Below are 26,500 nucleotides of genomic sequence, written 5' to 3'. Positions count from 1 at the left end.
TGATCACCTGGGGGTATGAATTAGCCGGTGGCGATTCATCCGCTGTTGCCTCATCTCTCTCCTCCGGCGTCAGCCAAATTTTCTCCACTTCAGCGGCCTTTGCAGCACTGAAGGACGACGGCTCCGTGATCACCTGGGGGTATGAATTAGCCGGTGGCGATTCATCCGCTGTTGCCTCATCTCTCTCCTCCGGCGTCAGCCAAATTTTCTCCACTTCAGCGGCCTTTGCAGCACTGAAGGACGACGGCTCCGTCATCACTTGGGGGGATCAAGATTTCGGCGGTGATTCATCCGCCATTGCCTCTTCTCTCTCTTCTGGCGTCAGCCAGATCTTCTCTAATGAATATGCCTTTGCTGCACTGAAGGACGACGGCTCCGTGATCACCTGGGGGTATGACTCTACCGGCGGCAATTCATCCGCTGTTGCCTCTTCTCTCTCTTCTGGTGTGGTGGGTTTTGCCAACCCCCTCACCAACGATGTTTACGACACCACGCCACCTTCAATTTCTGTCACCATTGATGACGGCACAGACGGCTTTCTCAATGCGGCAGAAGTCTCCTCTGTATCTATTTCCGGCACCACAACCGGTGCAGAAGACGGGCAAATCGTTTCGATCTCTATTGCCTCTGATGGTGGTGGTACGCCTATCTCCACCAGTGCAACTGTAAATAGCAACAGCTATTCACTTGCTGGCCTTGATCTTTCATCCCTTGGTGGTGGCACCATCAACATCACAGCCGACGTTGATGACATAGCTGGCAATTCAGCAACGCAAGCCTTGGTATCATCAAATAAAATCTATTATCCAGTTAAAAAATCTAAAAAGAATGCAGCTCTTGGCGAAAATCAAAACAAGCTTGTCTTGAAAGGCGTTAAAAATATTAATGGCACTGGTAGCAATATAGGCGACTTAATTATTGGCAATAAAGGAAAGAATATCCTCGAAGGCCTATTAGGTAACGACACTCTTATGGGAGGCCTTGGTAAAGACAAACTCCAAGGTGGAGGAGGAGGAGACATCCTCAATGGTGGCTGGGGTAAGGACAAACTCAAAGGAGGGTCAGGTGCCGACACCTATATGGCTTCCAAGGGGAAAGACACTATTGTTGGGTTCAACACTCAAGAAGGAGATCTCCTAAGTGGTTTTGGAGATATAAGTGGTCTTGATATTAGTGACAGCGGTAAGTTCTGTATTGTCTCTGGGAATGGCTATACAGCAAAACTCAAGGGTATTGCTGCTGATGATTTGATTGCGGCTATGGAGAGTGTTTTTGTCTGACCTGTATTGGCTGGTGTCCATATAGGTCGTTTGCTTTTATTTAAATGATAGAAGCTTTCCTGCTGTTTAAGGCGCTGATATATGTTGTTGCCCCTTATGAATTTGCTTCCAGGGAACGTGAGCCTTCTGTGAACAAGTGTTGAACGGATTAGCGTATAACTTAAGTTCTTTGTTTATGTCAGGAGTGGAATTTCTTCGATGAAGGTCGGATAGATTGATCGGGACGTATCTCTGTTGGGTCCTCTTCGATTTGGTGCCTCGCGGTGATGTCGCGGCCGCAGCTTGTGTCCAGGCACAGCCCCAGCAACTACCGCAAATAAGGCCGATTAAGCGCAATTAACGACCCGCGATGTCTTACAGCGATCTGATCACCCAAAAAGAAGCCGCTGTGATTCCTTCGCGGACTTCCCAGATGCAGAAAGCAGGGCCTTCAGGGCCAACGGGACAGAACGAATGGTTGTAGAACCCCGCTTCTAAATTTTTGGCGACGGCCTCATCCCAGCCACCACCTGGAGTCATGGCTGCCTGGGCCATCTCCCACCACTGTTGTGCTTTGCCTGCGCGGAACTCGTGATGAACGTGGAAAAATTTGGATGCCATGAAGCGGACGGCTTTCGGCACATCCTGGGTTGAGAAGCCAGCCTTCGTTGTCGCTTGCAGTACTCCGCGGGAACTGACTATTGCTTTGTTAGGTGCAGGCCGCCCGTTCGATAGATACAAAAAAGCCGGCTCATCACATCTGGCTCATGCGCAGATGAACTTGCCTATCGGCTGACGTTTACAGCGCAAGAGGGCAGCAATACCCATTCCTCAACTCAGGACGACTTATCGATCTCAGCAATCCAGCTGGACAAGCGCTCATTAATTCCGCTGTGGAGATCATCTCCGGTGTTTTTCGCTGAGTTCAGAAACTCGGCTAGTTTGCCTTTTAAGGCTTGGTTCTTTTTGTCGAGTGCATCCGATTGCTCGTCGGCAAATACCTGAGCAGTTCTGATCTTGTCAGCAATAGCGTCAACACCCCCATCCAGAGATCCCTTCAGGCTGTTCGCAAGCTTTTGGATTCGGTCTTGCTTCTGAAAGGCCATACCAGCGACGCAATGCCCTCTCTAATAGCAGCAGAACTACGACCCGTGCCATTTCGAGTACCTCCTGGGTTTGTTCTTGCCTGCCAAAAGCGGCGAACACTCACAGCAGTTACGTCAGACCCATGACCCGCGACACCCGCATTGCCCTGTTCCTGATGGGGGGGGGGGCTGGTTGCAGCCCTACGCGCCAATGACCCTGATGCCTTCAAGTGTTGGCTGTCTGGTGGGGTGCAAGACCTTGGGGAGCCAGTGGTGGAGGAACTTCTGCTGGACTGGCTCTATTCGTTCCTGACGGTGGAAGAGCAGGACAGGCTGAAGGGTTAGCGCTTGGGGGTGAGCCTCTAACCAGACCCACTCAGTCGACAAAAACAGCGGTTAACGTTTTTTCGTATTTAGTTGGGCGGTCTGTGCTCTCAGGTCTTTTCCCTCTCGCTTACGCAGCAGTATTGACGTGCTTGCTCCTCCAAGCGTTTCGAATGATGCGTCACTCGTCTGCATCGGCGGTTGGCGCTCCAAGCGACCGAACAGGGCTGAAAACCATTCATCCAGAACTGCTAGACGAGAACGGTGTGATGACCAACGACGAGCTATGGGCTGTGCGTTTCTCAGAAAAGGACGGTGTTGTTTTCCCTGAGGCATGAGCACGACTAATGCTCGCCGATGCAGGAAAGGCTGCTGGATTGGCATCTGGGGGTGAGCCTCTCACTAGTTGGTGGATAAAGCCCGCTGAATAAATCCCTCTGATGGGAGAGTTGTTTACCAGTTGGAACGCAAATGGCATGTCTACGAATTGGGCCGTATCCGTCGTAGAAGAAGCTGTTCTAAGGGAACACTAAGGAAACGCTATGGAAATTTAAGTAGTCAATCGAGTTCTATTGGATGATTGTAGTAGCAAGAGGCGAAACCTTCACAAATCAGACACTTCAATTATGTTCCACGATTTCATTAATTTTCAAAGTTTCGGATTGGTCGAACTGGCCAAGGATCCAATAACAGGATCTCCAGCAATCAAATCGATAATAAGTACATTTGTTCCGAGCGCAAAAATAGTCGACCCCATATTAGTGGAGTCAAAAGTGAACCACGCAGTATCAAGTCTTAATAGCAGTGAACAGCTGCATTAGAAGGCATTTTCGATAATCAGGGAGCATTGATGTTGTTGCCATCCATCTCCCGGCAAAACCTCACACACTTCAACCCGTCATCAACAGCGGGGTTTTTTATTGCATCCCCAGATGGGGGATGCAAAGCCCTGCAATTGGGTAAAACAACCACTCGGTTGGGGGAGGTGGTTTCCTGGTGAAATGGCGAGGGTTGGTTCAGAGACAAGACAACTCATGTTTAGTTTTGAACTGGCTATCGCCGCCGCCATCTGGACACCACTAACCGTGGCCGCCTGTAAGTGGATTGCTTACACCTGATGACTGACTCCAAAAAGGACATCGACCGCCTGCAACGAGAAATCGATGACGCGCGTTCCGATGCAGATCGTGCGTTCAAGGGAGAACCACCCAAGCCAGTTCTCTACAGACAGCCAAGCCTCGGGCTGGATGCAGTGCTCACAGGCGCGGGAATGCTCGTGGTTCTGGGGCTGTCGGTAAGCCTGGCCAGCGAACTCACCAAGGATCAGGTGACTGCACTAACGGCCGGGAGTGTTGGAGCTGCGGGCGGCCTGGTCATTGGATACAGCGTTGGCCGTAAGAGGCGTAGCTCGTGGAGGTAAGCCGCAGAAGGCTCGTTGATGGGCTCGATTCCGATTCCAAGTCGCCTTGGTTCAGTGGCTAAGGAGTGGGGTCTTCTTTTTGCTTCTTCCCGTCGACCTTGTTCTTCGAGTTTGCGAACTCCGTATGTATGGCGAATTCATCCCTAGATCAAACGGCTCTAGTTCCTCTTCTCCACTGGATCCAGCTCGAACAGGACTGCTCCATCCCTGCTGAGCACCCTGGTTTTCCTGCCGATCATCCTGGCGATCCTCGTTGCTGATTCAGAGGCAAGCTCCAGCGAAGCTTCAGTCGTGTGGAGGTGCCATTCCAAAAAAGGGTTCAGTTCTTCGACGCGGAACTGTCTTTCTGACATGCCCGTCAGTCGCCCTCTATCAGGACTCTTGTAATGGCTCCCCCTGGGAGATGGAACTGGAGTTGAGATTCGTTTCGTCGACTCCCTCGGACTTCTGCTCTGCTCTTGTCAGTCTCTCCACCAGGCTGAGGGTGTCATTGGGAGACAACTCACCGTCATTCCCCCACTTGAGACTCGACAGGTCTGGTGGGCACATGAGGAAAAGAGAACTGTTTTAAGGAAGCTATGGGTGCTGAGATGCTCATTGCGGCAATGCTCCCCGAAGATTCACGGAAGAAATTCTGAATTGAGTGCCTTTGCGATACCAAGGGCGCGTCAGCCTCAGTGTCGACCAGCACTGCCACACGATGGTGGACTGCAATCTCTGGCTACCGATCTGGCCAATGCCAATGGGCTTGCCCCTGAGGTGAGTCAACCCATGTGTTGCAAGACGATGACGTAAGCACTTTTGCTCCCTAGACGTGGGGTGCTGAGCGACTAGGTTTCGTCGGTCCTCAGATCTGTAGGCGCCCTCTCGATCGCATAAGGCCCTGTGTCTGCTGCCGTTGGGAACGCCAATCGATGACTGACCGCACCCTCAGTATTTCTGGCGCACTGCGCGAAGCGCAGCTGCAGCGCTTGGAAGCCTCTCTGGCCTCCAAGGCGGCCGCCAAGCCTCAGGCGAAGACAGAGGCACCCAAAGACAAGCACGTGAACACACGCGACTGATCGCAACAGTCCGAACGCATCGCTTGATCAGAACGGCATATTGAGGGGCATCCGGTGCTTGCCGGTGTCCTCAATAGATGTGCTTTGGAGACACTGCTCTCGATCGTGTTGGGTGTTGCACTGGCGTGGGGGATCACGCGGGTGATCATTGGCCTGAGCGATCGTGCTCGCCGTCGCAAGCGTTCTGCAGAGGATTGAAGCTGCTCATCAGAGCCCGCAGCAAAAAGGGCGCATGATGTGGGGGAACCAGATGAACCTTGTGACGACCAAGACGAAATCCTTGTTCAGCTGGAAGTACGCGGGGATCCTGGTGGGGATGAAGCTTGGGATCGTTGCAGTTGTTCTGGGACTATCCCGTGTGGGTCTTGTCCCCGAGTGGTTTCCGCATTGGGGCTAGTTACAAACAACCCCGGTTGGTATCGAATTTCGCTGAATCGTCTGGCCTCACTGGCTTATTTGTGTTGCGTCCCGGACTCATGCACCTAGCTCGGGACGCGGACCCATGTCAGCGGCAACTGCTGGGTCCGCCTGTCTAGCGCGATTGGCTGGGCTTAGGGAGTTCGCGCCCGTCTGCGGAAGAACTCAGTGATCCAGTCGTCCAAGGGCCCAAAAGTGAGTTCTGATCATCCTCTGGGGAAGCAGAGATAACTGACGTCGCCATCCATTCATGAATGGCCTGACACTTTGGTTATGGCGGCTCAATCAGAATGCCGACCAAGATCGAGTTGATGGAATCGAGTTTGGAGCCAATCAAAAATCTGAAAAGTTAAATAAGAATTTCACGCACGCCGTTGTATTGACATTCTCTTGTTTGTTGGCTCGTGTCGTTATTTTTTTCATCCAGGGGCTAGAGGTTAGAGGCTGTCTTGTTGGGTCTCTTGGCTGGTTTGATCGTTGTTGATCTCGAATTTGGATCAGAGAGTCGTTGATGTTTGGTTTGAGTGGGGTAGAGCCTTCAGTGTCGAACAAGAATGAATGGCTACGGCTGATGGTTCAGCAGTGGGTGGTGGGGCTGGCTCATTTCTGAAAGCTTGGTTTATTGGGGCAGCAGCTCAGGCACCGTGGTTCGCACCCTGAAAGACCAATGGTTCGCGTTGGCAGTTGGCGCCACCGCGCTAACCGCATTGTTTTGGCTTGAGTTGATCGCGTCGTAACCCTGCCCCTTGATGCCCCTGTGTTCTCTTGTCATCCCTCCAATTCAGTCAATTGAGTCTTAGGTACCCAACAGGCCGCTTTTCTTAATCAGGACGTAATCAGGCCTTGAATTTCAATCCGTAGAACAGCCTCGCTGAGTTCAAAAAGCAGCTTTGCAAGACCTTCTCGTGAAATCTCCCTTTTGGTCATGGCTGTTTGCAGCGGGGGTCGTATGGGGACCAGGTTTCGTGGCACTCCACTTACAACAGAACGGCATGATGCCGATGCCCACCGATCAAGCTTCGTCTGTGCAGCGATCCGCCGATTGATGTCTCCAGACTCTTTGCCTTGCCACGCACGGACGTGGGCATGAATCCCCTGCCGGAGCAACCGGGCTGTGATGTTTGGCTGGCGGCGCTGTTCACTACCCCTGTGGTGACGTGATTTGACTTGCAGACAAGATTTCGGATGTGTGGGAATCTTCGTCGGCTTCAACCATTTCAATGACTTTTTTGATGCACTGGTCGTTCAAGACCGGCTACCACGAAATTGCTGCCAAGAAGTTCCTGGAGACGGGTGCGCCCTTTCCCGAGTGCAAGTCATGGAAGCGTTTTCATGCGCCTGGCTCCGTAGAGGGGTGGATTCTGGTGGAGTCTGACAACGCTGATGCTTGTTATGAGCACGCTGCGGAGTGGGCAGAGTGCCTCGATTGGGACGTCACCCCCGTGCTGGCAGACGAGCAGGCGGGCCCCCTGATCGCCAAGGCATACAGCTGATCATCGGCGTGGAAGGCCGCCCCTCGTACATGCGGGGGGTTCTCTCCTCAAGCTCTAGTCGCACAAAAACCGGCCCCCTCGGACCGGTTGACGCATTCAACGAACACTGAGGCTTGGCCTGAGTCCATTCCATTGCCTCCTCAGTTGTGGCTCAAGTGTTCAGTTGGATTTATGAGCTGCCTCTGCATGGCGCATCGACGGACAGCCAAATGCAAGTTGAGAGCCAAGGCTCAACAACTGCTCTCAATGCCTGCCTCCGGATTAATGCCGACATCGTCGATACAGGCTTGCTTGTCCACCTGACACAACAGCTGCATCAAGTTCTGGCGATCGAGGGCTGATAGTTCGCCGTTGATCTCCCACTTCAGGCAAGTTCTGCGCTGGCAGCTGCCAGTGTGACCCTTGAGTACCTCGAACATTGCAGCCTCCTCTGGGCTGATGATTCGATTCTTATGACGGATTGATGGTGGTGTTCCAGAGCATCAATACTCACTTTCATCCTGTTGTGGTGTGGATCGCCACTAGTTCAATGAGGTGTGAGAGAGGCGGTAGGTCGTGACACCACCCACCAAATCAAGCAACCACGCCCGAAGAGGTCTCCCTCTCACCTCAGAACCATAGGTCTGCATGGCAATTCAGGCGGCTCTTGGGTGGTGATTTGACTGGAAGCCTGCTTGAGCGCAGACCTAGGCTCAGTGTGCGTCTGATGCGTCTCGCTTGCTGGGTTCCCGTCTGCTGCTCCCCATTGCGTTGCTGGTTGCCTGGGGCGCTCCTGCCCATGCGGTTTCGCTTTCAGCGCGGACGGATCATTTGATCGATCGGCTTCAGCGGCTTGGTGTTGTAATTGATCGCCTTGATCGTTGTGGCCCCGGAGCAGAACGAGCTGCCTACAACATGGGCGTGAACCGACTGTGTTTGTCGCAGGGGCTGCGCGATGAGCCAGGGCTTCAGTTGGATGTGCTGACCCATGAGGCCATCCATGTGGTTCAGGATTGTCTGGCTGGTTTGGACACGCCGTCCTCGTCCACCATCAGCTTGATGTTGGAGGCGCAGGGTGGCTTCAGCCCTGCTCAGGTCGACAAATTTTTTGCCCACCATCTCGACCCGTCCACGGTCGACCATGTGCTGCAGGTGACCCAGTCGCTGGGGCCCATGCAGCGTCGCCGTGAAGTGGAGGCCTATGCCCTTCAAGGCCACACCGGCATGGTCGAATCCTTGTTGGCCAGGCATTGCTGAAGCCGGTCGATGGCTGACACTTCGGCCTGCAATGTTGACCTGATCAACCTGGCTAATCTTGTTTCATTCGTCGGGTCAATCGGGTGAAGCAACAGTGGATGGCGATGCTTTTACTGGCTCCGATGCTGTTGATGGAGGCGCCTTCGCTCGCGCAATCGTTGTTTGATCTACCCCCAACGCGGGTCACGATTCATAACCCTGAAGCCACAGAAGGATTGCGCAATCGCACCACAATCACTGTTGTAGTTCCTGAGGATGCAGGCAATGCTTTGAGATCGATTATTTTACGTCAGTTGCCCAACATTGATCAGTGGGACTGGGGACGCTCAGAACCTCGGGTTTATTTTGGCGACTACTCACTTCGCGGGAAAGGAGCAACCGGTTTGGCCTCTGCTGTGGTCTCAGATTCGGAAGGGGTTTTGAACATCCAACTCACTCCGGTGGTTCAGCCGGGGCAGACTGTGAATGTTGTGTTCCGTGGCTTTAATCCCGACTCCAGTATTTATCAATGGTCCACGGAACTCCTGGCAGATGGTGAGGATCCCGTCCGTTATGTAGGCCCCACCTTGCGTTCGACTGTTTACGAGCAGGACCCATTTCGCTAGTTGGTACCGCCTAAAGCATGTTGGGGTAAGCATTGAAAAGACCCCAGATCACAAGTGCGGTGATCGAGGCAAAGATCACGGCAGTCCATGCCGCCAGATCGGCACTGTTGCTGGATCCCTGCAGAATCTGAAGAAGGCGTGCCATCAGGACGAATTCAAGCCCTTCGGTTCTGGCTCAGTTGGTTGGCAAATTCCAGCCTTGTTTGCGACTCCTCATACGCCCAAGAGTTCACTCAGGTTCAAGTCGTTGCGCCTCAGCAGCGCGAATGTTGTTCCTGCGTTACCGCGGCAGATCCGCAGCTTTTGATCCAGCACGGTGATGTCGAGCCAGGCCGGAGTGCTCTGCTGAACCTGTCGCATCAGGCTCAACTGTTGCCGGTTCGGCAGGAATGGTCCCATCCAGCCTCCCCGTCGAAAGCGCACCTCGACCCTCTTGCTGTCGGCGATTTGCAGCTCGGCTTGCAGATTGATGCCGCCGAGTGCGCCGAAGGGGGCGCGAAGCCGCAGCAGATTGCAGCCGCGCCCCTGCTCTGGATCCAGAGCCTGCAGGTTCTCCAGCCCGGCGGTCTGTTTCAGCCAGGGTTGTTTGGAACTGCTCCAGCGCAATTCCCAGACCCCCCGCAGCAAGCTCGCTGAGGTTGTGAGGTCGGCGGGATCCTCCTGTTCCACTTGGTTGATCAGCCTCTGGAGGCCTGGATCGCTGGGTCTCTCCTGCAGCAGGCGCACCAGTTGGTCGCGGTGATGCCCCACGGGATGGCTTGAACTGCTGCAGCTGTTCTAGTGGTATTCGCCGGGGTGCTGAATCTTGGTGACGCTGACGCCCGACGCGCTCTTGCCGGAAAACCGCAGCAGTTCATCGCCAGAGACTTCGTAGCCCAGCTTTTGGGCAATTTGGGCGGCAGCATCGGCACTCACGGCCTGCAGTACCTGCTTCTTAAGGGATGGATCCCTGGAGATGTGAGCAAAAAATTGCCGGAGTTGGTCCGTACTCATGCGGCTAGGTCTTTCGAGCTGATTCTGACCGGTCTGGTCTTGACGCTGGTCTGTTGACTGGTGCGGAGACGAGTTTTGATGGGATGACTCAACTGGCGGTGTCAGGCGCCTCTGGCAAAACCGGATGGCGGGTTGTCGACGAGGCACTCAACCGGGGGCGATCGGTCAGAGCCATCGTTCGGCCCGCTTCCGTGCTGCCCCCTGCCCTTGCCCAAGCCGAGCAGGAGGGGCGCCTTGATGTGCGTCGGCTGGAGCTGGACACGGCGGAAGCGCTGCTCCATGCGCTGCAGGGCTGTACGGAGTTGGTGATCGCCACCGGTGCTCGCCCTTCGATCAACCTGGCGGGCCCCTTGCAGGTGGATGCCTGGGGGGTGCAGGCCCAGCTGCAGGCCTGCAGCTCCTTGGGTTTGCAGCGTGTTGTGCTGGTCAGTTCCCTCTGTGCCGGCCGTTGGCTGCATCCCCTCAACCTGTTTGGCTTGATCCTGATTTGGAAGCGGGTTGGTGAGCGCTGCCTCGAGCGGAGCGGTTTGGATTGGACCGTGATCCGGCCTGGAGGCCTCAGCGAAGACGACAGCCGCAGTACCACGGAGGGCGTGCTGGTGACGGAGGCGGATCAACAGCAGAGCAACAGCATTCCTCGGCGCCTCGTGGCCCAGGTGTGCCTAGATGTTCTGGAGCAGCCGCGTGCCTGTGGTCGCATCCTCGAAATCACCAGCTCGCCTGCCCAGCCTCAGCAGCCGCTGGGCCAGTGGCTGGATCAGCTCTGTTGATCTGAGGATTGATTCAGTGGATTGCTTTAGTCCCACTCCCATGTGCTGCTGGGCCGGCCTGTGCTGGCCAGGAACTGTTCGCTGTCGGGGCGAATCAAGGCAATCGTCTGCTGTTTGAGCTCGTCGTTCCAGCGGGGGGCAGCAACCTCGCGTCGTCCTTTGGACCCCGCCGGATTCATCAACGGCAGTTCGCCCTTTTCCAGCAGACTGGAGCAATCCTGGGTTGCGCCAATGAAGCTCAGGATGCGTCGCAGGCTGGTTTGAGGGTGCGCGCTGAGTTCTTCGGTGGTGACGCTCAGCATCGACTGCTGCGGAAACCAGCGTCGGTAGCGCTGCCATTGCTGGTGATAGAGCGAGGCCTCCACAACGCGTTGCCTCAGGCGAGGCGAGCGGAGGAGTTGATCAAATGACGGGCAGTCCTTGATGCGTCCGCGCCAGTGCCGCCAGTGGGATTCAATCCTTCGCAGGGGATGGCGAACCAGGTAGATCAGCGGAATGGGGCCGAGGTGGTGGTGGATTAGCTCCGGTGTTCTGGCGTAGGAGCCATAGGACGAGGTGTACATCGTGCTGGCTTCACCCCGCAGGGGCCGCCGAGGATCCGCCGCAAACTGATTCGCGTACCACTCCCAGCCCCGCAGATAGTGCCGGCCGAAGAATTTCGGCTCCATCGACTTACTGATCTGAATCTGGGGATGGCGTCGCAGCGCCGTGGCCAGACTTGTGGTGGCTGATTTGGCCGCTCCAATAATGATGAACGAGGGCAATTGAGAGCGGTAGACCGCCGCTATGTGGTCGTGCCGTCCCTGCAGGCTGCGATTGATCTGACGCCTGCAAAGCCAGGACTCCAGCCAACCTCTCCGATCAGCGCCCGAAGCCATGGGTCCGGAGCCAGTTCGACAGCTTCAATCCCGTACTGCGCAAGGGATTGATCGTCGGCAGGGGGGAATTTTTGATCAATTGATCCACAGACACATCATTGTAAAAAAGGCGCACATCGTCCCCGTAAATTTGCATTGTTTTTTCGATTAGAGCATCGCTGTTGAAGTAACTCTGCAGGCCGCCGCGATCACTCCGTCGCACATTTTTCTGAGGTAAAGATTCCATCACATCGATCCCACGCCGGGCCAGGATGTCGCGCAGTTCAGACCAGTGTTCGTTGATCTGTTCAACGCGTCCCACAAACTTCGGCACGATCTGATTACCGATGCAAAGCAATTGGTTCTGGGGCAAAACGTGAACGTCATAGTGCTTGAACGGTGTCTCGATTAAGACATCGAGAAAAGCGTCAAACGACATGCCATGGGTGATTCCCATGTTCTGCATCGGCAGAGGTGGCTCATCGATTTCGATCACTTTGTTGTTGTAAGCCGCGATCAGTCGGTCGAACGGGTTGCGCACGAAGCTGAAGCTGAAATGGCTGCGCCGGTACTTGCGCGCACGGCGCAGGGTGATCAGCTCCGTTTCCTGATTGGTTTCGTGCTGCCAGAACTTGTCAGAGGTCGTTTTGGTGCCTTTGGGAGGCCTTTCGCTGAGCAAGCGGCATAGGGCCGCTTTGATCGAGGAATTTGCCGCCTTTGGAACCCGCCCATAGAGAAGGTTGTGGCGTTTCATCCGGATGAAGTGATGCGGTTGTGCCATGGATTAACGGACTTTGGCGAAATTTTTTTCGAGGAATTTGCGAAATAGCTTCCATTCGCTGCGGCTGAACAGCGGTCGCGCCTGGATGGCCAGTTCAACCCCCCGTTCGTTCAGCCCTGGATTGGTGGTTCTGTTCAGGTTGACGTTGTCCGTGTTCGCTTCCAGCTGCTGTCTGAGCCGGTCGGCTTGCTCGGGCAGGGCCAGCTTCAGCACATTCCACAAAAAGGTCTTGGGCTCATGAGGATCGCTGGCTTGTTCATAGTTGATACTCACGAAATTAAGGTCGCGTTTCCCACCCAGCTTTGAGAGGGTCTGCTCCAGGTGGTTGGGGTCGGTGTAAGAGAAATCAGCTGTTCGTCGGAACGTGTCGAAGTGACTTGCTTCGGGATTGAGTCGCCCTTCCTTGAGCAGCTGGGTATGGCATGAGCGGATAAACGCTTCATGGGTTCTGCTGGCAAACAGGATGCTCCACGAGATAGAACGCTCTTCAAGACTGTCTTCCAACCCGATCATCAAGCGTTTGGTGCGCGACTTGGCATAGCGATACAAGCCCGTCTTGTTTTCCTTATTTCGAGGTTTTCTGCGCGGGGGCTCCGCAAGACCGCTGCGCAAGGTGCCAAAAATGGCCTCGAAAGACAGAACAATGGTGTGGATCGATTCCGGATGGTCCCCTGCCAGCTCAAGCAGAGTGGTTCTGGTCTGTGACGTCAGGCTTTTGGACGTTTTGCGATCCCAACGGCCCCATTGCAGGTGACGCCATAACTCGGAGCAACGCTTTTTGAAGGTCTTGGGTCCGAGATACAGCACCCCATGCTCCAGTAGCAGCTCGCGGTTGGTCTGAAGGTTCCGCTGGATGTAAGTGCTGCCGGTTTTGTGCAGCCCGCAATGCAGAACAATCCGGCTCGGTTTGAGCTGAATCACGCGACCTGCCGTTGCGGGCTGGACTCAATACAGCCTTCCAGACGTTCGAGCGCGAGCCAGGCGCCTTCGCCGTTGTTTTTGTGGCCCTGCCAGATTTCGGGAATGAAGCTTGCCTTGGGGGCGAACTGGTCCATTAGGGCAAACAACTGGACCCAGTCGATTTCACCATCGTGGATCTGTAAGCCTTCACCATCGACGCCTTTCGCATCGGCCAGGTGCATGTGCGCAGTAAAGGGAAGGATCGCCTTGAGGAAGGTGCTGAAGGAGGCATTGAGGTGGGTGCAGGCGAGCTTGGAGTGGGACACATCCAGGCAGACGCGCATGCCCGTTTCTTGACAGAACTCTTGGATGAAGTCGGTGTCGACAAACAGGTTGTGATAGCGCTGCCCACCGAAGTGCCAGGGGAAAGGAGGCATGGTCTGGGGAATGATCTCCACTTCGCCAGCTGTGTTGATCTGCTGAAGGCTGTCAATCAGCCGTTGCCGTAGCGGTTGCAACTCAGTGCGCTCGAGATGGTGGTGCTCTGAGAAACCACCAACGTTGGTCACCAGAAGGACGGGATCGGGGCAGTCGAAGCGACGGCGCAGGTCACGGGAAATGTCGACCACGCGCTGGAGTTCCTCAATCGAGTGACGCCGATAGTCGTGATCAGCGCTGCAGAGGTCGAGGGTGTGATCGCCTGCAAAGAGTTCAGGGGCGTGCACCACCAGGCCGAGCTGTTGTTGTGTTGGCAGCACCTGATCAAGGTTGACCTCGAGGTCCTTGTAGCTGAGGTGGATTTCAACGAGGTCGAGATTGCTGGTGGCGGAAAAACTCTCAATATCGTGATACCTGACCGGAACACCGAAGTGATGTTGGAAGCGGTACGCGCGCGGGGCAGCGGCGGGGGTCTCGAGGTCTGAGGGGAAGAAGAAGTCCCCGGAGGTTTTGCTCACCGGCAACGTCTTCCCAATCAGATCCTCCAGACGGTTGGGCTGCAGCCCCTGCCCCGGGCTTTGGATGCCGACCATCGATTCGGTGATCTCCATACCGGCGGGGATGTCGCAGGTCGCGACCAGGCTCTTGGCGAGTACCTCGCGGTTCATCATTTCGCCCTGGCTGATGCTGCGTTCGCCGCTGCTGCCCATCGATTCCTCCACCCGGCGGATGCCGTGGATCATCTGGGCGAATTCATCGGGCAGCAGGCTCACCTTGTGATCGTTGCCTTCCATGGAGCGATCGAGGGTGATGTGTTTCTCAATCACCACGGCGCCAAGGGCGGCGGCGGCAATGGGCACTTCGATGCCCCGCTCATGGCCGGAATAGCCCACGGGAGCCTCGGCCAGGTCACGCAAACGCTCGAGATAGCGCAGGTTGACGTCCTTGAACGGGGTCGGATAGGTGGAATTGCAGTGGAGCAGCACGTACCCGGCTCCCTCATTTTGGAGATGACGGATGCCGGAGCGGATCTCCACCTCGGAGGCCATGCCGGTGGAGCAGATCAGGGGCTTGCCTGTGGCCGCAAGGCTGGAGAGCAGGGCGTGGTTGGTGAAATCTGCCGACGCCACCTTGAAGCCTTCCATCCCCCAGCGGTTGAGCTTGTCGAGACTGGTTTCATCCCATGGGGTGCAGAGGGGTACCAGCCCCTTGCTGGCGGCGTGATCAAAGCAGCGGAACAGCTCATCGTCGCTGAGCTGAAACCGCTCCAGCAGATCCAGGGTGTATTGGGTGCCCAGATCCGAGGCCATGTCGTTGCTGTCGCCCGCATTGCGGTACAGCCGACTCATGTCCCGCATCTGGAACTTGGCGCAGTCCGCTCCCGCTGTGTGGGCTGCATCGATGAGTTGGAGAGCGGTGTCGAGATCGCCGTTGTGGTTGTTGCCGATTTCGGCGATCAGGAAGCAAGGGGCGGCATCGCCGATGCGATGGGAGCCAATTTGGAGCCCATCGGTGGCACGTCGGGCCACCGCGACAATGCGGCCATGGCTGTCCAGCAGGGGCAGCGCGATGATGCGTGAGTTGAGTAATGCGCTCAGATCACCTGCGCTGGTGCCCTCTGCAGCCGAGCGGCAGTTGGCGTTCATGGCGGCGGTGACCGGCCGGTTCAGGTCGATCTCTCCGCAACCAGCAATCCAGCGTCGGAAGTCGCCATCCGTGAGCACACCTTGGAGGATGCCGCTTTCCGAGACAACAAAAATCAGGCGTGACTGGTTGGCCGTGATCTTGCTCAGCGCCGACAGGATGCTGTCTTCCGCGAAGACAACAAACTGGGTGAAATTTCGCTCAATCAGGATGCCTCTCACCGTTCTGTCGGCCACCTGGGTTGAGTCAGTCGTCGAACTTACTTCAGATCTCTGTAAGAGATCACTAGTGCGATCTGCCGGAGCAGTGCGTTGGGCTGGCGGACAGCCCAATATCGACGGGCGACGCCGCGGTGGAGCGGGCGCATCAGGGCCGCCTGGCACAGCAGCTCCTGAGCACTGCTCCAGTCGCCAGTGGCGATGGCGGCTTCCGCTCCCAACCGCAGTTGGTTGAAGCTGGACTGGGCATTGCCCGGGTAGCCGATCGTGCTGGGGAGGGATTGCGGTGGCTGGCCTTTCTGCTCCTGCAGGGCCTGGAGCAGGGCGGACGGGCTGAATTGCTGCCCGTAGCCCATCCACTCCAGCCAGCGCGGATCTGGGGATGGCCCTTCGGCATCAAGGGCATCCAGGTTGGGGATGGCTTCCAGGGAGCGCCACACCCCGCTGCCCGCATAAACGTGGCCTCCGTAGTCCGGTTGCAGGCCCAGATCGCTAATGGCAATCGTCCGGCAGCCGAAGTCGAGGGCGTCGAAAAAAGCTGTCGAGGAAAGGGTGGCCAGCAGCCTGGCTTGCTTCAGCAACACCGGCAGCGGGCGATAGTCCAGCCGCAAATTGGCGGGAGGCACCCCCAGGGTCTGCTGCAGGGTCGTGCTGATGTGGGTTTCGACGTCATGAAAGGTGGCGTCCCCCGGCGCGATTCGGGGTTTGATCAGCACCTCCCAGTTGGGCGAACGGATGGCAAGATCGCTGAGCAGACGCACCAGCCGGGCCCGTTCGGGGGGCGATGCGGGCATGATCACTTGCTCGGCAAACACCAGGCGCCGCGGACGCTGGGCGACAGGAACCAGGTCTGAGCTGGGGGCGTTGCGCCGCAGACCGGTGAGCACGGTGCGCTGATGTGTAAATGGGGTCCCCTCCACCAGCTGGGCCAGGGCCTCCTGATCACGCGGTCCGCTGAGGCAGATCAGGTCGTAGCCAAGCCGCCAGCTCACCCCTTCGATGAAGTGGTCCAGCACCACGCCGTTGAAACCACAGAACAGCAAGGGGCGTTTGGGATGCCGTTGCAGGGCAAGACGGATGTCATTGAGCTTGCTCCCCGTCAAGAACACGCCGATGGCATCAAAGCTCTGCAGACGCTGATCGCTCAGCAGCCGAGCCAGGCCTTGATGGCGCAGGGTCACGTGCTGACCCAGGCGTTGCAACAACCCCTGGGGTGTTCCATCCCGTGGAATCACGTTGAGGGTCCAGTGCACGTTCAGCGCGGTCGGAGCGCCGCAGAGGGCATCGCAGGCCAGCAGTTGGCTGTCACTGTCAGCGATCAACAGCACGTTGAGCGTGGGCCGGGTCGGTGTCGCTGTCATCTCACGTCCCGGCCAGCAAGCTCGCTCAGGGCTTCGATCAGGCGCTTCGGTCCGTCTTTGATGTCAGCGCCCATGCCATCGAGCCAGGTTCGGTTCGCCGTTGGCAGCGCGTTCACGGCATCGAGGTTGGGGATGCTGCGCAGGCGATGCATGGCACCGCAGCCGAAGAAGCCCGTCGTGTTCTGTTCATCATGGATGCCGTAGTCGCCCACGATGATTGGGATGCGGCCCCAATCCATCGCTGCCAGGCTCCAAGGGGAACTCACCGTCAGGCAGGCGGTGCAGGATCCCAGCAGTGGCAGTAGCTGGCCTGGTGAGGCTTCCACCAAGTTCTCGGCGAGGGGTGCGTCGCCTGGCATGAGCGCCGTCGTCGAGCTCCAGCTGTGGTCGCGTTGCAAGATCACGGTCCATTTCGGCCGTTGCCGCGCCCAGGTGTTGAGTTGGCGCAGCAGTTGATCGCGGGCTCCAATGTGGGTGGGGATCCTCTCTTGGATCAATGCGAGCAGCAGGGGCTGCTGGGCTGGAGCGCAGGGTGTGGTCTGGGGAAACCAGAAGCCCGTGCTGATCACGGGCGGCGTCGGCAGGCTGGAGGGCCAGTTGAAGGTGAGTGATCGAAGTTGACGGCGCTGGTGTTCGCCGCTCACCAGAAAAAGATCACAGCCCATGCGCAGCGTGAGATCGCGGATCAGGGCATCGCCCACCAACGGCACGAGGGGGCCGCTGAATAGCTTCGCCGCGCGCCGACCGCGCGCGTTACAGAGGCCTTGATAGGTCTCGATGAAGTGCTGAACCTGCTCTGGCTTCTTCAGGAACAAGCCAATGGCTGAGACCTGATCCAACAGAGGGTGTGCGGGCAGATGCTGCAGATCGATGTTCAGCTGCTGTGCAGGTGTGGCCAGGGGCTGGTGTCCATGAAGTTTTGGCCCAGCCGTGATGCAGCGCTGACCCTGGTGTTCCAGCGCCTCTGCCATCAGCAAGCAGGCGGAACGCTCCAGCCCTCCGTCGCTGACCAGCAGAAGGGTCATCGTTCCCGCAGCAGTTTCGATAGCCAGCCGAACCCCACCACACTGTCCCGCAGGCTGCGCAGCATGCGCCGGGTGCGGTGCCGTTTGCGCTGGCTGGAGCGGGCGCCACCACTGCTCAGCATCCTTCGGCCCCCGTTGCGCAAGGCGGCCTTCTGCCAGTCACTGCTGCCCCAGCTCAGGGGACCATGGTTTGAGGTTCCAAGGGGTGTGGCCGGTCTGTTCAGTCGGTCGACTAAGGCCGTGATGAAGCGATCCTCACCGTCCCGCTGCAGGCCTTGCTGCTCGAGCCATTGAGCGTCATGGGTGACGTCGAAGGGGTTGGCCTTGATCGCAGCGAAGCTGGCAATGGCGCCCGAACTGGCGAAGAAGTGGTTGCCGAGGGTTTCGGTTACGCCCAGATCACCAACGATGCGTGTGCTGATCCCCATCGCCATCGATTCCATGGCGGCCGTCGATGAGACGGTGATGGCGCAACCGCACTGGCGCAGCAGTCGGGTGGCGGGCTTGAAACTGAGGCGAAGATTCGGCTGATCGCGCGTCATCTTGTCGATCACACTCGCCATCTCCCCATGGCGCCGGTGCAGGGTGCTCTCGATGCTCGATGTTCGCGGTTTGAAGATCACGGGGTGATCGGGCCAGGCTGCGGCTAGCTCTTTGATCTGCTCACAAAGGAACCGGCGCTGTAGGGGATGCACCGGAATCGAAGGCTGTTCGAAGAACACGATCGAGGGGATTTCCGGGGCTGATGTGCGCGGTTTTGTATGCCAGAGAATCGGCAGGCCCGTCACCACGGCATTGCTGCTGTCGAGGCCGAGGGCCTTGCGACCTCGGCCATAAAGGGCCAGATCGTCAGCACTGTTGAGACAGAGCAAGTCGGCGCCCGACCGATCCATCATCCCCTCGAGACCAAACCGGAACAGGATTCCCGGGTAAGCGCTGATGAGGCGTGGCCGTTGCTCTTGATGCGCCCAAATGTTCTGGAGTTGCAGCAGAGCATCGCGGCTGCGCTGGCCATCCAGACCCAAGATCAATCCATCGACGTCCCCAGCCATGGCGCCACAGAGCTGGCGCAGATCGTTCCAGTTGTGTTTTTCAATGCGGATCTTGGGATCGATCCGCCGAATTTCGAGGCGCTGCCGCCTGGACAGGGCCCGGTTGTTCAGCTGAAGCAGCAACAGGGTGGTCTCAGCTCCCTCCCGCCGGCAGGCAGCCAGCATGGTCATCGCCAGCTTCCCGAAGGAGTCGAAGCAGGCAACGGCTGTGACCTTGCGGCCGAGGAGGCGCTTGGATTCTGCGGGCGCCATCGACTCCGACACTTTGCCGAGCAAAATTACTCGGCTTTATGTTCCGCGATGCTGCGGCATAGGGCCAGATCGTCGGGCGTGTCGATTTCTGGCCCCATCTGCTCCAGAACAACCGGGATTGACGGACGGCAAAAGCGGCTGCCGCAGCGCCGGAAGGCGGCGACGCGCATGGCGTAGATCGCACCCGTTTCCAGAAAAGCCGGTTCCAGGTCTTGGCGGCGTTGGCGGGGTTGCTCAGGGTCGTGGTTAATGCCCCGCCCATCGACGCGCCAGAGGAAGCCATGCCATGGGGTGACGGCGAAGCTGCTGTTGCAGCGTTCTGGGCTCAAGGCAGTCAGCACCGCATCGATTTGCGCCCCAGTCGTGAACGGGGAGGTGCATTGCAGGAAAACCAGCTCGGTTTCCAAGGGACCCTCCTGTTCCAAGACGTCGAGAGCATGCAACAGCGCCGATTCCGAACTGGCCGTGTCGCCAGCAATGGCTGCGGGGCGCCGAATGACACCCGCGCCCTCGACTTCGGCGGCTGCCGCGATGGCGTCATTGTCGGTGCTCACCACCACCCGGCCAACGCCGTGGCTGGCTTGGGCAGCACGAATGCTGCGGCAAACCAGAGGCACACCGCCCACCTTTTGCAGGTTCTTGCCCGGAATTCCCTTCGATCCACCGCGGGCGGGGATCAAGGCCAGCGCGCCACGGGGGACTGCCATCGGTGAGGATTCAGTGCGTCCTGTCTTACCCGATGACCAGGCCTGCTGCTCTGCGGCTCGGTGTTCCTGCCCGGGGCATGCTTGCGCACCGCTCACTGCCGCAGCTGATGGCGCCGGATCGTTTGGTGCCGGGCCGTCGCCGTGATGTAGACGTGCTGCTGGCCTGGGGGCGGCGGCCCAGTGCGTTGCGGGTAGAGCACCTCGCCCGCCGTTGGGGCCTACCGGTATGGCATCTCGAGGACGGTCTGCTGCGTTCCGTGGCCAAGGGCCGGGCTCACCCACCGCTTGGTCTGCTGGTGGATGAGCTGGGGGTGCACTTCGATGCAACGGCCCCCAGCCGAATGGAGCAGTTAATCGCGGCGCCGATTACCGCGGCTCAGGCCGATCGTTCCCGCGCACTGCAGAGGCTCTGGCGCGAGCAGCGGCTCAGCAAGGTGAACCCTCCCGTGGAGGCGGAAGCTCCCCAGGAGCCCTATGTGCTGGTGGTGGATCAATCCGCCGGGGATCGATCGATCGCTCTCGGACTGGCCGATGCCAATTGTTTTCAGCGGATGCTTCAGGCCGCCTTGGTCGAACATCCCGACTGCACGGTGGTGCTGAAGGTGCATCCGGATGTGATCTCCGGCCGCGCCCGGGGCCATTTCAATGCCCGGGATCTGGCCCAGCCCCGCGTTCGCTTGAGTGCGGATGGTGGCCATCCCGCGCAGCTGCTCGAGGGGGCTCGGGCGGTGTACGTGGTCACCTCCCAGATGGGATTTGAGGCTTTGCTGTGGGGGCGCCCTGTTCACTGCTTCGGCATGCCCTTCTATGCCGGATGGGGGCTGACCCATGACCGATGTGAAGCCCCGGCCCGGCGACGCCAGGGAGCCAGCCTGGAGGCCCTGGTGCATGCCGCACTGGTAGGTGCCTGCCGCTGCATCGACCCCCACCGGCATCAGCCCTGCAGCATCGAAACCTTGATGGATGCGATTGGTTTACAGCGGCGCCTGCAGAGGCAACAGGCGCGGCGATGTGTGGCCTTCGGCTTCACGCCCTGGAAACAGCGCAGTTTGCGTCGTTTCATGGCGGGCGGTCAGCTGCGGTTTCGCGCTCCATGGCGGCGGATTCCGCAGGGCGTTGATGCTGTGGTGGTCTGGGGTCGCCGCGCCAGGCCGCGGCTGCTCGAGGCCGCTGCGCGTCGGCAGCTGCCTGTGCTGCAGGTGGAAGACGGCTTTCTCCGCTCGGTCGGACTGGGGGCTGATCTGGTGGATCCGGTGTCCTGGGTGGTGGATCACCAGGGCGTTTATTACGACGCCACCAGACCCAGCGATCTGGAAACACACCTGGCAACGGGGCAATGGACCTCTGCACAACGGCAGAGGGCTTCAGCATTGCGTCAGCGGTTGGTGGAGGAGGCGATCACCAAATACAACCTCCAGGCCGAGCCTTGGCTTCGTCCTGCTGGTCAGCGCCGGGTTGTGCTGGTGATCGGACAGGTGGAAAGCGATGCGTCAATCCGCTATGGCGCCCCTGGCCTGCGCAGTAACCGTGCCTTGCTGGCGGCGGTGCGGGCGGCGGAGCCGGAGGCTTATCTCGTCTACAAACCGCATCCGGATGTTGTGGCCGGCCTCTGCCGTGCCGGTGCTGGCGAGGAAGATGCCGCCGAGCTCTGTGATGTTGTGCTGCCGCAGGGCTCGATTCAGCAGCTGTTCACTCAGATCGATGCTCTGCACGTGCTCACATCGCTGGCGGGGTTTGAGGCGTTGCTGCGCGGCCTGGAGGTGCATTGCTGGGGCTTGCCGTTTTATGCCGGCTGGGGACTCACCCACGACCGCGAGCATTGCGGCCGCCGTCAGCGGCCCTTGTCGCTGGACGAGCTGGTTCATGCCGCACTGATCGACTATCCCCGCTACGTCAGCCGCGACAGCGGCTGGTTCATTACGCCGGAGCAGGCCATCGACGAACTGGTGGCCTGGCGCGCCGCTCCACCGCAGCGGCGCACGCTTGTGCAGGCCCTGTTCCGCCACTGGGGCCGGCTCCGGCGCCGTTGAGGCGTGCCAGGATTTTGCTCATTCATGGGCGGGATGCAGTTTGGCCAGGGGACGGGCGCCAGCTCTAGTGCAGGTGCGGATCGACGGACCGGTTCTGCTGTTGATGGGCCCCATCGGTCTGTTCTTCGCTCGCTTCTGTCGCTACCTGCAGGGGTGCGGCATTCCGGTCACCAAGGTGGCGTTCCCCCTGCGGGAATTCGGCTTCCCGGCCCATGTCTGTGTGCCGTACGGTAAGGGCATGGAGTCGTGGCGGCCCTTCCTTCGCCGGCTGATCGAAGAGCGGGGAATACGCCACATCTTTATGTATGGCGACTTCATCATTCCCCACCGGATCGCGATTGAAGAGGCGCAGAACCTCGGCATTGAGGCCTGGGTCTTTGAGCTGGGTTACCTGCGCCCGAACTACGTGACCCTCGAACGGGACCGGGTGAATGCTCGCTCCAACCTCAACCAGCCAGCAGCCTTCTACAGGGCGTTGCCCCAATGCGACCAGCTGCCGCAAAACATCGTGCTGGATCCGGGCTGGCGCTGGCGCAAGGCTTGGAAGGCTCCGACATTTATTCAGCACGCCTTTACCCGCTACCCGATTATTGAGGGGGAGCACAAGCTTCAGCCCTCACCAGGGTTCCTCTGGTGTCAGGTGCGCGGCACCTGGCGTTATTGGCTTTATCGCTGGCAAGAACGATCGGTGAAGCAGCGGTTGCTCGAACACCTCTCTTTTTTCCTTGCTGTTCTGCAGGTCTCGAGTGATTCGCAGATTCAGATGGGGTCGCCTTATCGCGGCATGCATGACTTCATTGAAGATGTCATCCGCTCTTTCGCCGGCCATGCTCACGCTTCCGACCATCTGGCCTTTAAGCACCATCCTCGGGATCGGGGCTACAACAACTACGCATCTCTGATTCGGCTTCTCGCCAAGCAACACGGCGTCTCGGGCCGGGTCCATTACATCCACGATGGCCCCCTCAGCCGATACCTGCGGACTTGCCGCGGGGTGATCACGGTGAACAGCACCGTGGGTCTGCAGGCTTTGTTCCATGCGGTGCCCACCAAAACGATGGGGAACACCTTCTACAACTTGGAGGGGCTAACGGATCAGAAACCGCTCAATGCGTTCTGGTGTGATCCTCAGCCCAGTGATCGAGCTCTGTTTTATCGCTTCTACAACCATTTGGTGCTCACCACGCAGGTGAATGGAAATTTCGATGGAGATTTCCCCTTCCGCACCACGTTCCCGATCGGTCCGGAAGCCCGTCAGCTCCCCCCCAGCCCCAGACTTCCGATCCCGAAATCAGGGACGCTGAGTAATCCCGTGCTGTTGCTCGGGCGACTCATGGCACGGCTGGCTTGGGCCGCTCTGGGTTTCACGCTTTACGGCTTGCAGCTTCCGGCCATGCTTCTGCGACGACCGGACTGGGCAGCAGCCTTGATGACCCTGGCGTCCTCTGTGGCTCTTCGGGCCCTGGGCATTCAGGTGGTGGTGGATGACAGCCAACCCTCGGAACCGGCCGACATCCCCTTGGTGCACATCTTCAATCACCGCAGTCCCTGTGATGGCCTTGTGACTCAAGGGGTTCTGCGCTTGCCGGGCTTGACCACCGCGCAGCTGCATCTGCGCTGGGTGCTGCCCGGTTATGCCGCTGCCGCGCGCAACGCAGGCTCGGCTGTTCTGGACCATCGCCAGCCCCAGTCCCGCCTCGCCGGGATGATGAGTGCCTCAACCTTGTTAAGGGATCACGGCGAAATCATGATTGCCCCCAACGGCTCGCTTGTGACGCCGATTGAGGAGCGGGTGTCGCCGAGTGCTTTCATGCTCGCCCAGCATTACGGCGGCCGGGTGGTGCCGTGGTTTTTTAGCTACGACGGATTGGAGGGCGCCGTCGGCGCTCGCTACAAACCGCTGCAGCTGTTGCTGGGTCGTTTGACAGCGCCATTGGGCACGATTTACTGCCGCCGTGGGCGGGCGGATGATCTCCAGCTGCCCGCGGACCCCCGCGACCGGGAGGGTTTCAGCGCTGCTGTTCAGCAGTACTACCGGGAGCAGACAGCACAAGGCTGATGTTGTGTCCGCCGAAGCCAAAGGCGTTCTTGAGCATCAGTCGTTCGGCACCTGAGCCAGAAAGCTCGACTGGCCCTTGGCTGGTCACGGCGAGCTCCACTTCAGGGTCGAGAGGATCGGAATTGATGCTGCGGGGCAACGTTCCCTGCCGAAGCGCTTGCAATCCAAGAATTGCTTCGACGGCTCCCGCGGCTCCAAGCAGATGCCCCAGTTGCCCCTTGGGTGCAAAGACCGGGATGTGATCGGCGGCAGAGCCCAGGCTGCGCCGCAGCGCCCTTGCTTCGGCGAGGTCTCCAAGGCTGGTGCCGGTGGCATGGGCCTGGACGGCACAGAGATCGCCAGGCTCAACTCCAGCCCGACGTAGGGCATCCTCGATCGCCAGGCTGGCCTGGGTTCCCTGAGGTTCAGGTGCCACGATGTGATGGCCGTCACTGCTGCTGCCGCAGGAGAGTTGCCAACCCAGGGCAGCACCGTACGGGGTGTCTTCCTCCCGCATCATCGCTAGCACTCCGGCACCCTCTGAGAGCACAAAACCGTCCCGGTCTTTGCTGTAGGGCCGAGAGGCCTGCTCAGGGGCATCATTACGGGAGGAAAGGGCCCGCATCGCGGAGAAGCCCACGAGCCCCAGTCGGTTCACCGGTGCTTCGGTGCCGCCGGCCAGTACGAGATCGGCCCGCCCATCATTGAGCAGCATCTGGGCCAGCATCATGGCCTCGGCCCCCGATGCGCAGGCCGAAACGGGGGTGTGCGCACCACCATGCAGTCCCAGGTCGATTGCGACTTGGCCGGCCGCTGCGTCGGGGATCAGCATCGGCACAGTGAGGGGATTGACCCGGCTCGGTCCTCCGGCGGTCAGCTGGGTGTGCTGTTCATGCATTGTGTGGAGCCCGCCGATGCCGGTGCCCAGCACCACCGCCACGCGCGCTGGATCAATGCCTCCGATGGCTGCGGTGGCCATGGCCCAGGCCTCCCTGGCGGCAAGAAGTCCGAGCTGGGCGCAGCGATCGGAGCGGCGCAGCAGGAGCGGCTCCAGGGACGCTGTGGCTGCATCGGGCACGCAGCCCGAAATGCGCACCGGCAGATCGTCGCTCCAGGTTGCGGTCAGGGCGCGGATGCCGGAGCGCTCTGCTAAGACGCCATCCCAGGTTGATCCTGCGTCACAGCCCAGGGGTGAGACTGACCCCCATCCGACGATCGAAACACGCTGGGAGATCTGTTGCAGCACTGCCACGGTTAGGCGGTTTTGGAGCTGGTCAGATCGATGTCGAGGGATTCCAGATGGCTCTGAATATCACCAACTGTCTTGAATTGCAGCAGCTGCTCCTCTTGGATGCGAATACCGAAACAGGTGTCGGCCTCGATCAAAATTTCGTAGAACCCCAAGGAGTCGATTCCGATGTCCTCCATCAAGCGCGCATCACGGGTGATGACAGATGGATCTGCGCCGGAAATGCGATGCAGGATCTCGACAAGGCGTCCCTCCAGCTGTTGCTTATTGGAGATTCCCTCTGTCAACACCCGCACCCTTTTGATCCAGTCAAAGTACCAGCGTCGCTTCGTTTATCACTCCCCCCGGTACCAGCTGAATTGCTGGTAGACGGGTTGGTGGTCAACGTCGATGAAGAAAGACAGCCGATCTTTCGGTAGCTGAGAAAGGTCGGCGGCCATCAGGATTTCAGTGATCTGGTTGAAATCCCTCGCCAGAGATAGGTCACAGACCTTGGCTTCCATCAGATTGAAGTATTGACGCAACAGAACCGGCAGCCGGAAGTCGTCGCTGTGTTCTTCTCGGATCGCTACTTCCAGGGCCTGAACATTGCCGATCGGGTGGAGGCTGTCATCGGGCTGGATGTCGTTGATCGGGTGACGCGGAGGGGGCAGCACCGGACTGATCCTGCGGTACGGAGGCCGCATCAATGCAGTCAGAAAGGCTGTATTAACGGCATCGCTGTGGGCGAAGTGGTTGTAAGAGACCAATCCATGCAGGATGCTGAACCCCGAGCGAGCCGCGATTAGGAGCCCTCCGCGGAAGAGGGCCATCAGGGAATGCGGTTGGCGTTGAAAGCGCTGGGCTAACGCCACTCGACCAATTTCCACATGGTGGGTTTGCCCCGCAAGCATCGCCTTGATGCCGGGGTAGACATGCTCCAAGTAGGACTGCTGGCTGCCGGGAAGGTCCTCAGCTGCTGTGAACTGAGGAATGAACTGCAGCCTGGCGGAGCCCGCCAGGGCACTGCTGCCGGCCTCCAGCAGAATTAAGTGGTCGTAGGTCGCGTCACGGCCGTCGAGGTCTTTCGTGCTGCCGGAGCCGGAGAGCTGCTGGCGGTAGGTGGATTCCCTCAGGGTGCCGACGGCATCGGCAACGGCCTCAAATCTTGATCCAGGGATCAGATGCAGCTCAAGGCCGTCGAGGCGGAACAGGAGGCTGCTGGCTTGGTTGGTTTCGCTCCAACCCTGAGGAAGCAAGACGTCTTCCTGCGCTGCTGGTCCTGTCTGCGTCATGGGCCATATCC

At 58.7% G+C, this 26,500-nt stretch carries 26 protein-coding genes and 2 pseudogenes; 11 read left to right on the top strand and 17 right to left on the bottom strand.

The genetic code is table 11. The features are described 5' to 3' along the window. Positions 1-1,280: pseudogene (locus FZX13_RS09905) on the top strand (hypothetical protein); the annotation flags it as partial. Between the two features lie 375 nt (positions 1,281-1,655). Here the strand turns inward: FZX13_RS09905 and FZX13_RS09900 are convergent. Together FZX13_RS09900 and FZX13_RS09895 are read right to left on the bottom strand one after the other, a co-directional pair. After that, positions 1,656-1,880: pseudogene (locus tag FZX13_RS09900) on the bottom strand (hypothetical protein); the annotation flags it as partial. A gap of 215 nt (positions 1,881-2,095) precedes the next feature. Beyond that, the gene (locus FZX13_RS09895; protein WP_226409439.1) at positions 2,096-2,365 is read right to left on the bottom strand and encodes a hypothetical protein; all 270 of its coding nucleotides are present in this window, start codon (positions 2,363-2,365) and stop codon (positions 2,096-2,098) included. Positions 2,366-2,574: 209 nt separating this feature from the next. Here FZX13_RS09895 and FZX13_RS12950 point away from each other — a divergent pair, with 209 nt between their 5' ends. The 5 genes from FZX13_RS12950 (at position 2,575) to FZX13_RS09870 (ending at position 7,059) form a co-directional block, all read left to right on the top strand. Continuing rightward, on the top strand, positions 2,575-3,006 hold the full coding sequence (locus tag FZX13_RS12950) for a DUF2973 domain-containing protein (protein ID WP_370630806.1): 432 nt from the start codon (positions 2,575-2,577) through the stop codon (positions 3,004-3,006). 779 nt (positions 3,007-3,785) lie between these two features. Then, a complete protein-coding gene (locus FZX13_RS09885; RefSeq protein WP_226409438.1) occupies positions 3,786-4,088 on the top strand; it encodes a hypothetical protein in 303 nt (100 codons plus the stop codon). 914 nt (positions 4,089-5,002) lie between these two features. Further along, positions 5,003-5,149, top strand: coding sequence for a hypothetical protein (locus FZX13_RS09880; protein WP_226409437.1), 147 nt, complete (start codon positions 5,003-5,005; stop codon positions 5,147-5,149). Between the two features lie 54 nt (positions 5,150-5,203). Continuing rightward, on the top strand, positions 5,204-5,347 hold the full coding sequence (locus FZX13_RS09875) for a hypothetical protein (RefSeq protein ID WP_226409436.1): 144 nt from the start codon (positions 5,204-5,206) through the stop codon (positions 5,345-5,347). 1,439 nt (positions 5,348-6,786) lie between these two features. Next, a complete protein-coding gene (locus tag FZX13_RS09870) occupies positions 6,787-7,059 on the top strand; it encodes a DUF3303 domain-containing protein (protein ID WP_226409435.1) in 273 nt (90 codons plus the stop codon). 230 nt (positions 7,060-7,289) lie between these two features. Here the strand turns inward: FZX13_RS09870 and FZX13_RS09865 are convergent, their stop codons facing one another. Then, complete coding sequence (locus tag FZX13_RS09865; RefSeq protein ID WP_226409434.1) at positions 7,290-7,478, bottom strand: hypothetical protein; 189 nt, start codon at positions 7,476-7,478, stop codon at positions 7,290-7,292. A gap of 298 nt (positions 7,479-7,776) precedes the next feature. Here FZX13_RS09865 and FZX13_RS09860 point away from each other — a divergent pair, with 298 nt between their 5' ends. Continuing rightward, positions 7,777-8,295, top strand: coding sequence for a hypothetical protein (locus FZX13_RS09860; protein WP_226409433.1), 519 nt, complete (start codon positions 7,777-7,779; stop codon positions 8,293-8,295). A 98-nt stretch (positions 8,296-8,393) separates the two neighbouring features. After that, positions 8,394-8,900 (top strand): DUF2808 domain-containing protein, encoded by a 507-nt coding sequence (locus FZX13_RS09855; protein ID WP_226409432.1) that lies wholly within the window; start codon positions 8,394-8,396, stop codon positions 8,898-8,900. A 10-nt stretch (positions 8,901-8,910) separates the two neighbouring features. Here FZX13_RS09855 and FZX13_RS12920 read toward each other — a convergent pair whose 3' ends face one another. The 3 genes from FZX13_RS12920 to FZX13_RS09845 form a co-directional block, all read right to left on the bottom strand. Continuing rightward, complete coding sequence (locus FZX13_RS12920) at positions 8,911-9,045, bottom strand: hypothetical protein (protein WP_255453091.1); 135 nt, start codon at positions 9,043-9,045, stop codon at positions 8,911-8,913. Between the two features lie 68 nt (positions 9,046-9,113). Next, positions 9,114-9,650, bottom strand: a complete 537-nt coding sequence (locus tag FZX13_RS09850) for a PAP/fibrillin family protein (RefSeq protein ID WP_226409431.1) — start codon at positions 9,648-9,650, stop codon at positions 9,114-9,116. A gap of 27 nt (positions 9,651-9,677) precedes the next feature. Continuing rightward, positions 9,678-9,893 carry a Nif11-like leader peptide family natural product precursor gene (locus tag FZX13_RS09845; protein ID WP_115022464.1) on the bottom strand — a complete coding sequence of 72 codons (216 nt, stop codon included), beginning with the start codon at positions 9,891-9,893 and terminating at the stop codon, positions 9,678-9,680. An 83-nt stretch (positions 9,894-9,976) separates the two neighbouring features. Between FZX13_RS09845 and FZX13_RS09840 the strand changes: the two genes are divergently transcribed. After that, positions 9,977-10,663, top strand: a complete 687-nt coding sequence (locus FZX13_RS09840) for an SDR family oxidoreductase (protein WP_226409430.1) — start codon at positions 9,977-9,979, stop codon at positions 10,661-10,663. Positions 10,664-10,689: 26 nt separating this feature from the next. Here the strand turns inward: FZX13_RS09840 and FZX13_RS09835 are convergent, their stop codons facing one another. The 8 genes from FZX13_RS09835 to FZX13_RS09800 all read right to left on the bottom strand — a co-directional run bounded on the left by FZX13_RS09835 (position 10,690) and on the right by FZX13_RS09800 (position 19,898). Continuing rightward, positions 10,690-11,541, bottom strand: coding sequence for a sulfotransferase domain-containing protein (locus FZX13_RS09835; protein ID WP_226409429.1), 852 nt, complete (start codon positions 11,539-11,541; stop codon positions 10,690-10,692). Then, positions 11,525-12,301, bottom strand: coding sequence for a sulfotransferase family protein (locus FZX13_RS09830; protein WP_226409428.1), 777 nt, complete (start codon positions 12,299-12,301; stop codon positions 11,525-11,527). Before FZX13_RS09830 ends, FZX13_RS09835 begins: the two co-directional genes overlap by 17 nt. A gap of 3 nt (positions 12,302-12,304) precedes the next feature. Continuing rightward, positions 12,305-12,913 (bottom strand): hypothetical protein, encoded by a 609-nt coding sequence (locus FZX13_RS09825; protein WP_226409427.1) that lies wholly within the window; start codon positions 12,911-12,913, stop codon positions 12,305-12,307. Between the two features lie 305 nt (positions 12,914-13,218). Further along, positions 13,219-15,504 carry an N-acetylneuraminate synthase family protein gene (locus tag FZX13_RS09820; RefSeq protein ID WP_226409426.1) on the bottom strand — a complete coding sequence of 762 codons (2,286 nt, stop codon included), beginning with the start codon at positions 15,502-15,504 and terminating at the stop codon, positions 13,219-13,221. A gap of 38 nt (positions 15,505-15,542) precedes the next feature. Then, positions 15,543-16,862, bottom strand: coding sequence for a DUF6716 putative glycosyltransferase (locus FZX13_RS09815; protein WP_226409425.1), 1,320 nt, complete (start codon positions 16,860-16,862; stop codon positions 15,543-15,545). Next, complete coding sequence (locus FZX13_RS09810; RefSeq protein WP_226409424.1) at positions 16,859-17,887, bottom strand: DUF6716 putative glycosyltransferase; 1,029 nt, start codon at positions 17,885-17,887, stop codon at positions 16,859-16,861. The genes FZX13_RS09815 and FZX13_RS09810 overlap by 4 nt, the downstream gene beginning before the upstream one ends. Further along, complete coding sequence (locus tag FZX13_RS09805; RefSeq protein WP_226409423.1) at positions 17,884-19,191, bottom strand: DUF6716 putative glycosyltransferase; 1,308 nt, start codon at positions 19,189-19,191, stop codon at positions 17,884-17,886. The genes FZX13_RS09810 and FZX13_RS09805 overlap by 4 nt, the downstream gene beginning before the upstream one ends. Before the next feature lie 26 nt (positions 19,192-19,217). Then, positions 19,218-19,898, bottom strand: a complete 681-nt coding sequence (locus FZX13_RS09800) for a cytidylyltransferase domain-containing protein (protein ID WP_226409422.1) — start codon at positions 19,896-19,898, stop codon at positions 19,218-19,220. Between the two features lie 32 nt (positions 19,899-19,930). Between FZX13_RS09800 and FZX13_RS09795 the strand changes: the two genes are divergently transcribed. Together FZX13_RS09795 and FZX13_RS09790 are read left to right on the top strand one after the other, a co-directional pair. Next, positions 19,931-21,928 (top strand): capsular polysaccharide biosynthesis protein, encoded by a 1,998-nt coding sequence (locus FZX13_RS09795; RefSeq protein ID WP_226409421.1) that lies wholly within the window; start codon positions 19,931-19,933, stop codon positions 21,926-21,928. A 40-nt stretch (positions 21,929-21,968) separates the two neighbouring features. Continuing rightward, complete coding sequence (locus tag FZX13_RS09790; RefSeq protein ID WP_226409420.1) at positions 21,969-23,987, top strand: capsular biosynthesis protein; 2,019 nt, start codon at positions 21,969-21,971, stop codon at positions 23,985-23,987. Here the strand turns inward: FZX13_RS09790 and FZX13_RS09785 are convergent. Genes FZX13_RS09785 through FZX13_RS09775 form a run of 3 tightly spaced genes read right to left on the bottom strand, consistent with a single transcriptional unit; the run spans position 23,938 to position 26,489 of the window. Further along, entirely contained in the window at positions 23,938-25,218 is a 1,281-nt protein-coding gene (locus FZX13_RS09785; RefSeq protein ID WP_226409419.1) for a beta-ketoacyl-[acyl-carrier-protein] synthase family protein, read from the bottom strand. The two genes, FZX13_RS09790 and FZX13_RS09785, sit on opposite strands and share 50 nt — an antisense overlap. Before the next feature lie 2 nt (positions 25,219-25,220). Further along, a complete protein-coding gene (locus FZX13_RS09780) occupies positions 25,221-25,511 on the bottom strand; it encodes a phosphopantetheine-binding protein (protein ID WP_226409418.1) in 291 nt (96 codons plus the stop codon). A gap of 39 nt (positions 25,512-25,550) precedes the next feature. Beyond that, a complete protein-coding gene (locus tag FZX13_RS09775; protein WP_226409417.1) occupies positions 25,551-26,489 on the bottom strand; it encodes a GNAT family N-acyltransferase in 939 nt (312 codons plus the stop codon). Between the last annotated feature and the right edge of the window lie 11 nt (positions 26,490-26,500).

The organism is Synechococcus sp. MU1625 (genome assembly GCF_020514205.1).
Taxonomy (GTDB): Bacteria; Cyanobacteriota; Cyanobacteriia; order PCC-6307; family Cyanobiaceae; genus Parasynechococcus.
Note: the sequence above shows the minus strand (reverse complement) of the source record. Positions and strands in the feature narration are given on the sequence as shown.

What these genes read in the sequence shown, in the direction of transcription:
- FZX13_RS09840 (WP_226409430.1), top strand. Translation starts at nt 9,977, where the DNA reads ATGACTCAACTGGCGGTGTCAGGCGCCTCTGGCAAAACCGGATGGCGG.
- FZX13_RS09885 (WP_226409438.1), top strand. Translation starts at nt 3,786, where the DNA reads ATGACTGACTCCAAAAAGGACATCGACCGCCTGCAACGAGAAATCGAT.
- FZX13_RS09810 (WP_226409424.1), bottom strand. Translation starts at nt 17,887, where the DNA reads ATGACCCTTCTGCTGGTCAGCGACGGAGGGCTGGAGCGTTCCGCCTGC.
- FZX13_RS09865 (WP_226409434.1), bottom strand. Translation starts at nt 7,478, where the DNA reads ATGTTCGAGGTACTCAAGGGTCACACTGGCAGCTGCCAGCGCAGAACT.
- FZX13_RS09835 (WP_226409429.1), bottom strand. Translation starts at nt 11,541, where the DNA reads ATGGCTTCGGGCGCTGATCGGAGAGGTTGGCTGGAGTCCTGGCTTTGC.
- FZX13_RS09795 (WP_226409421.1), top strand. Translation starts at nt 19,931, where the DNA reads ATGACCAGGCCTGCTGCTCTGCGGCTCGGTGTTCCTGCCCGGGGCATG.
- FZX13_RS09830 (WP_226409428.1), bottom strand. Translation starts at nt 12,301, where the DNA reads ATGGCACAACCGCATCACTTCATCCGGATGAAACGCCACAACCTTCTC.
- FZX13_RS09880 (WP_226409437.1), top strand. Translation starts at nt 5,003, where the DNA reads ATGACTGACCGCACCCTCAGTATTTCTGGCGCACTGCGCGAAGCGCAG.
- FZX13_RS12920 (WP_255453091.1), bottom strand. Translation starts at nt 9,045, where the DNA reads ATGGCACGCCTTCTTCAGATTCTGCAGGGATCCAGCAACAGTGCCGAT.
- FZX13_RS09870 (WP_226409435.1), top strand. Translation starts at nt 6,787, where the DNA reads ATGACTTTTTTGATGCACTGGTCGTTCAAGACCGGCTACCACGAAATT.
- FZX13_RS09855 (WP_226409432.1), top strand. Translation starts at nt 8,394, where the DNA reads ATGGCGATGCTTTTACTGGCTCCGATGCTGTTGATGGAGGCGCCTTCG.
- FZX13_RS09895 (WP_226409439.1), bottom strand. Translation starts at nt 2,365, where the DNA reads ATGGCCTTTCAGAAGCAAGACCGAATCCAAAAGCTTGCGAACAGCCTG.
- FZX13_RS09805 (WP_226409423.1), bottom strand. Translation starts at nt 19,191, where the DNA reads ATGGCGCCCGCAGAATCCAAGCGCCTCCTCGGCCGCAAGGTCACAGCC.
- FZX13_RS09775 (WP_226409417.1), bottom strand. Translation starts at nt 26,489, where the DNA reads ATGACGCAGACAGGACCAGCAGCGCAGGAAGACGTCTTGCTTCCTCAG.
- FZX13_RS09845 (WP_115022464.1), bottom strand. Translation starts at nt 9,893, where the DNA reads ATGAGTACGGACCAACTCCGGCAATTTTTTGCTCACATCTCCAGGGAT.
- FZX13_RS09800 (WP_226409422.1), bottom strand. Translation starts at nt 19,898, where the DNA reads ATGGCAGTCCCCCGTGGCGCGCTGGCCTTGATCCCCGCCCGCGGTGGA.
- FZX13_RS09815 (WP_226409425.1), bottom strand. Translation starts at nt 16,862, where the DNA reads ATGACAGCGACACCGACCCGGCCCACGCTCAACGTGCTGTTGATCGCT.